Below are 10,002 nucleotides of genomic sequence, written 5' to 3'. Positions count from 1 at the left end.
AAAAATGAAGAGAAAAAAGATGAAAAAATTGACAGCGGTCGTAGCACCAGTTTTAGTAATGAGTATGGCATTAACAGCTTGCTCTGGATCAGGAGATAAAGAGAAGGCAAGCACAACACCAAAAAGCGGTGAAAAAGAAGGTGGAAAATTAGCAGCTAAGCAAGTATTGAATCTAACAGAAGCCCAAGAAATTCCATCTATGGATTCTTCGAAAGCGACAGACCAAGTATCGTTTCTTGCTTTAAATAACGTAATGGAAGGTTTATATCGACTTGATAAAGATAATAAGGCAGCTCCAGGGGTTGCTGAATCATATAAAAAGAGTGATGATGGTAAAAAGTATACATTTACATTAAATAAAAATGCAAAATGGTCAAATGGAGACCCTGTAACAGCGAAGGATTTCGTGTTTGCTTGGAAACGTGCGATAGATAAAAATACAGCAGCGGAATATGCATACATTATGTTTGATTTAAAGAACGCAAAAGCAATTAATGATGGGAAAGCACCACTTGATACGTTAGGTGTAAAAGCTGTAGATGATTACACATTAGAGGTAGAATTAGAAAATCCAGTTCCTTACTTTGTAGAATTAACTTCATTCGGAACATTCTATCCGTTAAATGAAAAATTCGTAAAAGAAAAAGGTGAAAAATTTGGTTTAGAAGCAGATACAACGTTATACAACGGACCATTTACATTAACAGACTGGAAACATGAAGAAGGATGGAAATTAAAGAAAAATGCACAATATTGGGATAATAAAACAGTTAAGTTAGATGAAATCAACTTTAACGTAGTAAAAGATAGCGGTACACGTGTAAACTTATATGAAAGCGGACAAATCGATCGTGCGGGACTTACATCTGAAATGGTTGACAAATATAAATCAAATCCAGACTTTTATACACAAAAAACACCATCAACGTTCTTCTTACGTTTAAACCAAAAACGTGGTGGGCAAGATACAGTATTAAAGAACAAAGATTTACGTTTAGCGATTGCAAAGGCATATGATAAAAAAGGCTTAACGAACGTTATTTTAAATGACGGATCTACACCAGCAGATTACTTAGTACCAAAAGAATTTGCTAAGAGTCCAGATGGAAAAGACTTCCGTAAAGAAAATGGAGATATTTTAAAAACAGATGTGAAAAAAGCAAAAGAGCATTGGGAAAAAGCGAAAAAAGAACTTGGAAAAGAGCAAGTAACGATTGAGCTATTAAACTACGATAGCGATAATGCGAAGAAAGTAGGAGAATTCTTAAAAGGAGAACTTGAGAAAAACTTACCAGGGTTAACAGTGAACTTGAAAAATCAACCGTTTAAACAAAAATTAAAATTAGAATCAGATTTAGATTATGATTTATCTTACGCTGGTTGGGGCCCTGACTACTTAGATCCAATGACATTCATTGATATGTTCGTTACAAATGGTCCTCATAACCAAACTGGATATTCAAATCCAAAATATGATGAAATTGTAGAAAAAGGTAAAGGCGAGCTATTAACGAAAACGAAAGAACGTTGGGATAGCTTACTAAAAGCTGAGAAAATATTACTTGATGATGCTGTAATTGCACCATTATATCAACGTGGTGATGCTATCGTTCAAAGACAGAAAGTAAAAGGTATTGTTCACCATCCGGTTGGTGGAGACTACAGCTATAAATGGGCATATATTACAGAGGATAAGTAAGATGAGGGGCGTACAATACGCCCTTTTTTCTATGCACTTTTCTTCCGTGCTCGAATATATAAAATAAAAAAGGGAGAATCCCATGAAACGAAACACATACATCGATTTCCTAGCTTATTACGGAATAGGAAGTGCTCATCCTGGTGGCTTTACGTTAACAAAACAATTGTTAGCACAACTGCCTTTTAAATATGGAGCGAATGTCCTTGAGATAGGTTGTGGTACGGGGAAAACAGCGGCGTATATGACAAGGGAATTTGGCTATAAAGTAACAACGGTTGAAAAGAATGAAATTATGATTCAAAAGGCAAAAGATAGATGGTTGTTTGAAGGGTTAGATATACAATTAATTGAAGGAAATGTAGAGCATTTACCGTGTTTGAATAACTCATTTGAGTTCGTACTTGGAGAATCAATCATCGCTTTTACAGACAAAGAAAGGGTTATCTCGGAGTGTTATCGTGTATTACAGCAGGACGGTAAGCTTGTTGTCATTGAAATGATTATTGATAGGCACATTGATAAGGGTGAGGAAGAAAAAATCGCCCAATTATATGGCATGAAAGAACTGTTAACTGAGAATGAGTGGGTACAATTATTTCAGAAAGCAAATTTTAAAAGAATTACAATTGCGGGTGGTGGCACGATTGCAGAAACAATCTCTGGCTATGTAGAAGAGCCAGAATGGAATGTATCCTCACATATTCCGAATGAGTTATATGAGGCGTGGGCACAGCATGAAAATGTACGGCTTATGTACCAACACATTTTAGGGCATCGTATTTTTATATGTGAAAAATAAAGAAAAAGAGTTGGCTAAAGGTAGCCAACTCTTTACTATGTTAAATGAAAAATAATGCAGCTAATGTAATTCCGAAGATGAAACCAAATCCGAGTTCAACACCCCAGCCACAACCGCCGCCTCCCCAGCCGCCGCAACCACAACTACTACAACCACGACCACCACATCCGCAGCTGCTGAATCCACCACCGCATCCGAATCCACAACTATCACACCTGCTAAGGCCTCCACAAAGGTCACAACCACCGTTTGCATAAGCGTCGTAGTATCCGAATCCTGAATCAAAAGATGAGCGCTGTTGCACCGGTTCGATCCATACAGAGTTTTGTGTCAAATCGATTATTTTACCTAAATGTATACGGCCATCACGGTCTTCAATCCGAACAACTTTTCCGAAATAACGTTGGCATGTATCATAACATTTTTGTCTATGCATGTTCTTTCCTCCTTCCGCATTACAGTAATACGATATGTAAGGGGGACAAGTGCGGCTTGTACGAATGCCCTATCTATCATAATTGTTATAGGAAAGGGGAAATATAAGAAGAGGATATATAAGGAGGAAAAGGCATGAAATCTACAGATCAGTTTCAGACATACGAAGTACCGTGGGAAGATTTTATTGAAGCGTTACGAGAGGAAATGAAGAAGCAAGTAGGGGCAGATATTATTGATACAGTAGTTTGCAATTTAGAAGATGGTTTTGAAGTGTATACATATGTGCAGGGGGATTTAGATTTTGAATATAAGGAAGCGCTTGAGAGAAAATACGGAAGTGATGCGAAGACACCTAATGTGTTAACGATAATGTTATTAGCTAGTATTTATAATACAAGTGAAGAGAATATACGCTTGCATGCGGATAATAAAGAGAATCCGATTGTTGAAGTGTATGTAAAGCAATGAAACACGCTGTGGAAGGCGTGTTTTTTATTTGTATGATAAAATGTTAGAAAATTGAGAAAGAAGGTGAAGGATTGGGAATTAAACATCTTAATTTAACAGTTACAGATGTAACAGCAGCTAGAGAGTTTTTAGAGAAGTATTTTGGTCTAATTTGTAGTGGAACAAGAGGGAATGCCTTTGCAGTTATGCGTGATAATGATGGATTTATACTAACTTTAATGAAAGGAAAAGAAGTTCAGTATCCAAAAACATTTCATGTAGGATTTCCACAAGAAAGTGAAGAACAAGTAGATAAGATAAATCAAAGATTGAAGGAAGATGGATTTTTGGTCGAGCCTCCTAAGCATGTCCATGCGTATACGTTTTACGTTGAAGCACCTGGTGGATTTACAATAGAAGTGATGTGTTAAGTCAAAAATCAAACTTTTTGTTATGTGTTTTTAAAATAAAAAGTAGGAAAAGTCTGTTTTAAGCGTGGAGCTTAAACAGGCTTTTTTACTTATATAATTGGATAGAGAATGCTAGAAGGAATATTACCAAGTGTATGATCTGTTTACATAATAAAGTTATGGTGGGTTAGTTGTCCTAAAATACAAGTCATATATCTTGTTTCCTCTCATAAATTTAAACATAGGAATTTGTCTACAAAGGTGGCGAAGCCTCATCATGAAAATCCGAATTTGTGCCACGTTCATGTTGTTTCTATTTATATGTTTACCTTTATCAGCTTTTGCAAAAGGAGAGGAGGCAAAGGAAAGGGTCGTTTCACTTGTATATGACGATTCGGGCAGCATGAGAAATAACGATCGCTGGAAATATGCCAATTATGCTTTGCAAAGTTTAGTTGCGCTATTGGATGAAAAAGATAAATTTTCTTACGTTCCAATGAGTAAGCCGAATGATCTATTAAACATTTCGTTAACGAAGGATAAAAGGCAAACAGAAATTGAGGGAATTGGAGCGTGGAAAACGTATTTAAATACTCCATTTAGCGCGGTAGAAACGGCGATGCAATCTTTAAAAAAGGAAGCAGATATAGATGGGAAACGTGAATTTTGGCTTATTGTATTAACTGACGGGGCATTTAATGATTTAGAGAAAGATAAGGTTGGCGGAAAAGAACAAATTTTGCAGAAATTAGCCCAGTTTAAGAAAGAAATGGATGCAAAAAAGATATCGTTACATCCAGTCTTAATTACGATGGAAGAAGATTTAGGACAACAAGAAAAAGAACAACTAAATACGTTCAAGGAAATATGGAAGAAAGAGATAAATGGTGTTACGATGTCGTCAAGCGGAGAAGATGGCATTGTAAAAAGTGTAAATCAAGTGGCAGCATTAGTTGCAAATCGTGATCCATTCTCCTCTGTTGAATCGATTGTAAAAACGAAAGTAGTGGGGAAAAGAGTAGAGATTACAACACCGTTTCCATTAAAGCGTATGACGCTTGTACGACAATCGCCTTCTCTGCCCGATTATCAGGTCACACAAATTTCTAAACCATTACAATTACAATCTTCTTTTTCCATATATGCACCAGGAGAAGCAAAATTGTTCGGAAATATAGTTCATATAAGTACGGAAAATGAGGAAGTTATTAAACCGGGAACTTATACGATAGAAGTGGACCAGGACATTGAGAAAGAAGGACTACAAGTACTAGTTGAACCGGCGCTTAATTATACGGTTTCTACTTATGACAAAGATGATAGTAGTCAAAAAAATGTAGAGGAAATGTACGAAGGTGTTACTGCTGTTATTGAAGCGAAGCCTACGGAGTTGCCAGTTCAGTCTTCTTACTTTCAGGCAGAAGTAGAAATAGACGGAAAACAATATCCGATGAAGTGGGATGATAAAAGGCATGTGTTTTATTACGAAACTAAGCTTGGTAAAGGGTTAGTACGCGGGAAAGTTCATATGAATATAAAGGGGTTTTATAGACAGACGAAAGAATTTAAAATTGAAACAGCTGAGAAACCAAAATTATCACTTCAAACTGTTACAAAAGATTATGAAGAAAAAGTGACAAATTTAGAGAATAGTAAACCATTTGTTTTGCAGCCACAGTTAGATGGTAAGCCGATGACAGAAGAAGCTGTAAAAAAACTATTAAAATCTACTGGTGTCACATCTAAACAATCAATCAATTATGAAATAAAGCAACATGGAAATCAGATCTATGTTTATCCTCGTCCCTATTACTCCGACACATTTAATTTTACAGATACCGGCACCGTAGAAGCTACCATCGTAATGCAGGATTCAAAATTACAAGAAGTAAAGAAAAACATAACATTCCATATTCAAGATGCTCCGTTTTATGAAAAATATGCGCTTATTTTTAAGTTTGTCATTCCTATCACTTTATTACTACTAGTAGTAGGAATCATTGTTTTAGGATGGATTGTTCGGCCAAGATTTCACCGGAAAGCACTACTGTATTATGAATGGGATCAAGAGGTAGCGAAAGATTGGCTATATCAATCTGAACCAGAATTACTCCGAAATAAATGGTGGAACCATTATTTTGGTATCCCATTTAGAGCAGAAAGAAAAACAGTGCAATCCGTTACGTTTATAGCGAAGAAAGGTTCGAAATCTGTCTTTGTAGCGAAAGAATCACAAGTAGTTGGAATGATTATTGATGGGATGTTTATAACAAAGGATGAAGTAGGACTGGAACATAAGACACTATATCCAAATGAACTTTTACTAATTGATAGAGGATATGGTAAGGAGATTTACAAGTACGAATGTGAATAGTAGATAGGGAAAAGAAGGGGATGGAGTATTCATTCTCTTTCCCTTTTTTCAAACAAGCAAGAATAGGAAGGTGGTTCACATGACATTACAAGTTCCAACAATATTAATTGGTTTAGGTGGAATCGGTAGTACTGTGACGCATCAAATATATGAAAAATTACCTGAAGAGCGCCGGAAAAAGGTAGCAATGCACGTATTTGATACAGATGTGAATACATTGAGTAAATTTGATCATATTCGAAAGTTTAAGACACAAACGAGTTCTAGTAAAACGCCCAGGGAGTATATTGCAGGAGATCCAACAATCCCAGAGTGGTTTCCGATGGATCCGACTATACTTGATAAACCATTAACAGAAGGAGCAGGACAGTTACGCGTCATTTCACGTTTAGCGTTACGTGCTGCGATGAAAGAAGATAAATTAACGTCCTTTTGGCAAGAAATTGAGAAAATTTTTCCGGTTACAAGTGATCAAACAGAATATGGTGTGCGTGTCATTATAGTAACATCACTAGCAGGCGGAACAGGTTCGGGGATGTTTCTGCAAATTGCATTATATTTACGTGAAATGCTTCGGAAGAAATTGCAGCATCATAACATTTTAATACGCGGTGCGTTTTTAATGCCGGATGTTTTAGTAAAGACGAGAACAGTTAGTGCGAAAGAGTTTGAAACGGTGCAAGCGAACGGCTATGCATCGTTAAAAGAATTACATGCTATTACGCTCGGTTCTACTGGAGAATTATCAAAACGCGGCGGTGTAACAATTGAATTAGAGTATCGCCCTGATCAAGTAGATGAAGACGGAAGAACGAATCATACAATTAAACAACATCATTTACCGTACAATTATTGTTTCTTATACGATTATGAAAACCTACATGGACACCATTTACACAATTTATCAGATTATATGGAACAGATGGCAAATACAATTTATTTACAGTTATTTAGCCCGATGTCCACAAGTCATTTTGCACAAGAAGACAATCAAATTCAGCAATTAGCAGAATCAAGCGGAAAAGGACGATATTGCGGGGCAGGAACGGCAAAACTCATTTATCCGTATGAGCATGTGTTAAAATATTGTGCTTTAAAATGGGCTGTGCAAGGTTTAGATGAATCGTGGCTTCATTTAGATCAACTGTTTCAAGAGAAGAAGCAAAGATATGACCAAGATGTAAAACGTGGGATGCAGCGTGAAAAGCCGGAGAGAGGTAAAAGTTATTTAGAGGACTTGGAACATCTTGCTACCCGTCCAGAGCAAGCTCATATTTTCTATAGACAAATGTACAATGAAACACGTGAAGGAGCAGAGGGTGGTAAGCTCGGAGTTGCGAAATCAAAACTGTTTTTAGAAGCTGTAGAAAGTTATGTACAACGAACGGTGCAAAAAGATGAGGAATTAAATCGTTTGCAACATGAGTGTAAAATTTCAGCTGCGAAACTGAAAATGATGGAACAAATGAAAGGCGAAGTGGCAAGAGTGGATCATGCGGTTCGCTTATATGCATATGCGATTCCGAGCCGTGTACATGAACATGTAACGACACTTTTATATGACATGATTGAATCAGACCGCTTTTCACCAAGTGGTTCTGAAGGGCAGTCCTATCAATTAAATACATGGTTTTTAAAGAAAACAGATCCAGTTCATCCAGTAGCAGCACGTTTTATGTTATATGAAATTCGAAAACAGTTAGTAGAAAAAATGAATCGATTACATGAAAATAATGAACAAAAGCGTAATGTAATTCAAAACTACGATAAAAAATTTAATGTAGGTAATATCGATGGCACGGTAACGGCTGTACGCCGAGTAGAAATTGCTCAACAACAAGGCTGGTTCGGAAAAATGATTAATAATCAGCAACGTTTATTCAAAAGAGAATTTGAAGACATCGTAACGCAATATGTACACAAATTAAATGAATATCGAAAAGAAATGCTATTAGAACTTGTATATCAATCGCTATATCAAGCAGTTAATAAAATGATTCAATATTGGGAAAGATTTTTTGATAATTTACATGAAACACGTGAAAATTTACTGTTTGAAATCCAAAAGCGCAGTAAGGAATTTGAAGGGAAAACAAACCCGACGAATGTATATGTATTAGCTGAGGAACAGCTGCAAGAAAAGATATGGCAAGATATGCAGCAACATTTAAATTTAGGTGTACTACCGAAAGATATATCAGCGGAAATTTATATGAGTTTGTACGGGGAATATTGTCGTGATGCGAAAACAGAAGAGATTCAGTCGAAAAAGGTAGAGGATTTCTACCGAGAACATATACTGAGCTATTGTTATGAAGAACTGCAAGTACGCTATCGTGATAAATTAGAACTGAATATCATTGAAGCGTTGCGAAAAGAAGCAGATTATAAGAAACGTGATCGTGATGAATACGTTCGTGAAAAAATTGAAGACCTGTTCCATTTAGCGAGTCCATTCGTTCCGAAAGTTGCTCATCATAGGGAATTACAATATTGGGGTATACATCCTTCTTTAAAGAAAGAGCTGCAAGAGGAATTAATTCAAGAAATGTTTAAAGAAAAAGATACAGTACATGAAGCCTTTTCGCCATTTGAAGTAATCTGTTATCGAGCGCATTACGGCTTATCGCTGCAAGACTTTCCTAAATTATCATCAGGACATATTTCAAACGGATTTATGAATGATAAAGGTGACTATTTCCAATCGTATTATCGCCGTGTAAACAAATTAAATAGTAAAAAATCTAGTTTAACGCCGCATTTAGATAAGTATTGGCACTTACCAGCCTTTATGCCAGATTTAAACGCGACTCAAACAAAATTAGATTATGATAAATGTAATCGTGCATTACTATACGCATATATGTATCGCTGGATTAGTTTAGTTGCTGTTGATGGACAATTTGTGTATCAATATAACGGTGTAGGACGTAGCTTTTTAATTCAGTCGATGGGGAAAAATATTTCAAGCGAAAGTTATAAATTACACAGAGCATTGCTTCATAATCCGTTTATTTATGAAAACATCTTGTCACGATTTGAAGAAGAGCAAGAAAAGGCGATGATACAAGGTGGACATTTATATACACATCCGTTCGTATTAGGAGCTCAAGATGTAAGGTGGCTTAGAAAAGAACATGTCCACAATCTTTTAGATATGATTTTAATGTATGACCGTGAAGCGAAGTATGATCCGACGTTAGAAGAAACATCAGATGAATTATTAAGACTATTCCTTGATGAAATTGAGTTGTATTTCCAGAACTATTACGGTACAGGTGCCGATATGGTGGCAAAGAAAGAGAAAGAAATGTTTATTAAACAATTGTGGGATCGCTCGCATGCAAAAGGATATGTAGATCCAAATAGCGCTCCGTATAAAAAATGGCAAAATTTATTAAGTGTTCAAGATGAAGAAGAAACGCCAAAAACGAATGTATAATGAATGAAAAGGGAATCCTTAAAAGTGGCAATACAACTTTAGAAAAGAGGGATTCTGATGCCGTTTTTAGGAAGTGTATATCAAATATTTGGGTTATATCCGGAACTTTATTATGGGATGATTTCAGCGGAGCTGCAAGAGGAAGCTCAAAAGGAGCATCTTGAAAATAGTAGTGCAGAAGCTGAAGTGGAAGAATAAAAAAAGTGCAGATGAAAATCTGCACTTTTTTATTAGTATTAAAATGGTGACATAACCTCAAATGAATTATTATCTAAAAATAATAATTCATTTGAGGTTATTATGATTTTTATTACATTGTATGTAATGAAAATTGTATGAAAATCAATGTAATAAAATGCATATGAATATTAAGGTGGAAAACAACAATGT

At 35.9% G+C, this 10,002-nt stretch carries 8 protein-coding genes; 7 read left to right on the top strand and 1 reads right to left on the bottom strand.

All coding sequences use genetic code 11. The features are described 5' to 3' along the window. Positions 1-4 precede the first annotated feature (4 nt). Together ABWK52_RS15350 and ABWK52_RS15345 are read left to right on the top strand one after the other, a co-directional pair. Complete coding sequence (locus tag ABWK52_RS15350) at positions 5-1,699, top strand: peptide ABC transporter substrate-binding protein (RefSeq protein WP_098542281.1); 1,695 nt, start codon at positions 5-7, stop codon at positions 1,697-1,699. A gap of 82 nt (positions 1,700-1,781) precedes the next feature. Continuing rightward, positions 1,782-2,501, top strand: a complete 720-nt coding sequence (locus ABWK52_RS15345) for a class I SAM-dependent methyltransferase (protein ID WP_000828247.1) — start codon at positions 1,782-1,784, stop codon at positions 2,499-2,501. 40 nt (positions 2,502-2,541) lie between these two features. Here the strand turns inward: ABWK52_RS15345 and ABWK52_RS15340 are convergent, their stop codons facing one another. Beyond that, entirely contained in the window at positions 2,542-2,937 is a 396-nt protein-coding gene (locus tag ABWK52_RS15340) for a hypothetical protein (RefSeq protein WP_086410232.1), read from the bottom strand. A gap of 134 nt (positions 2,938-3,071) precedes the next feature. Here ABWK52_RS15340 and ABWK52_RS15335 point away from each other — a divergent pair, with 134 nt between their 5' ends. From ABWK52_RS15335 to ABWK52_RS15315, 5 genes are all read left to right on the top strand, one after another. Continuing rightward, entirely contained in the window at positions 3,072-3,407 is a 336-nt protein-coding gene (locus ABWK52_RS15335) for a hypothetical protein (protein ID WP_000842885.1), read from the top strand. A gap of 71 nt (positions 3,408-3,478) precedes the next feature. Then, positions 3,479-3,817: a VOC family protein gene (locus ABWK52_RS15330; RefSeq protein WP_086410233.1), complete on the top strand. Its 339-nt coding sequence runs from the start codon at positions 3,479-3,481 to the stop codon at positions 3,815-3,817. 256 nt (positions 3,818-4,073) lie between these two features. Further along, a complete protein-coding gene (locus ABWK52_RS15325; RefSeq protein WP_098542283.1) occupies positions 4,074-6,170 on the top strand; it encodes a vWA domain-containing protein in 2,097 nt (698 codons plus the stop codon). Between the two features lie 79 nt (positions 6,171-6,249). Then, on the top strand, positions 6,250-9,612 hold the full coding sequence (locus ABWK52_RS15320) for a tubulin-like doman-containing protein (protein WP_098284117.1): 3,363 nt from the start codon (positions 6,250-6,252) through the stop codon (positions 9,610-9,612). 57 nt (positions 9,613-9,669) lie between these two features. Beyond that, complete coding sequence (locus ABWK52_RS15315; RefSeq protein ID WP_001116193.1) at positions 9,670-9,810, top strand: hypothetical protein; 141 nt, start codon at positions 9,670-9,672, stop codon at positions 9,808-9,810. Positions 9,811-10,002 lie beyond the last annotated feature (192 nt).

The sequence above is a fragment of the Bacillus sp. AP50 genome, from assembly GCF_040492675.1.
Taxonomy (GTDB): Bacteria; Bacillota; Bacilli; order Bacillales; family Bacillaceae_G; genus Bacillus_A; species Bacillus_A cereus.
Note: the sequence above shows the minus strand (reverse complement) of the source record. Positions and strands in the feature narration are given on the sequence as shown.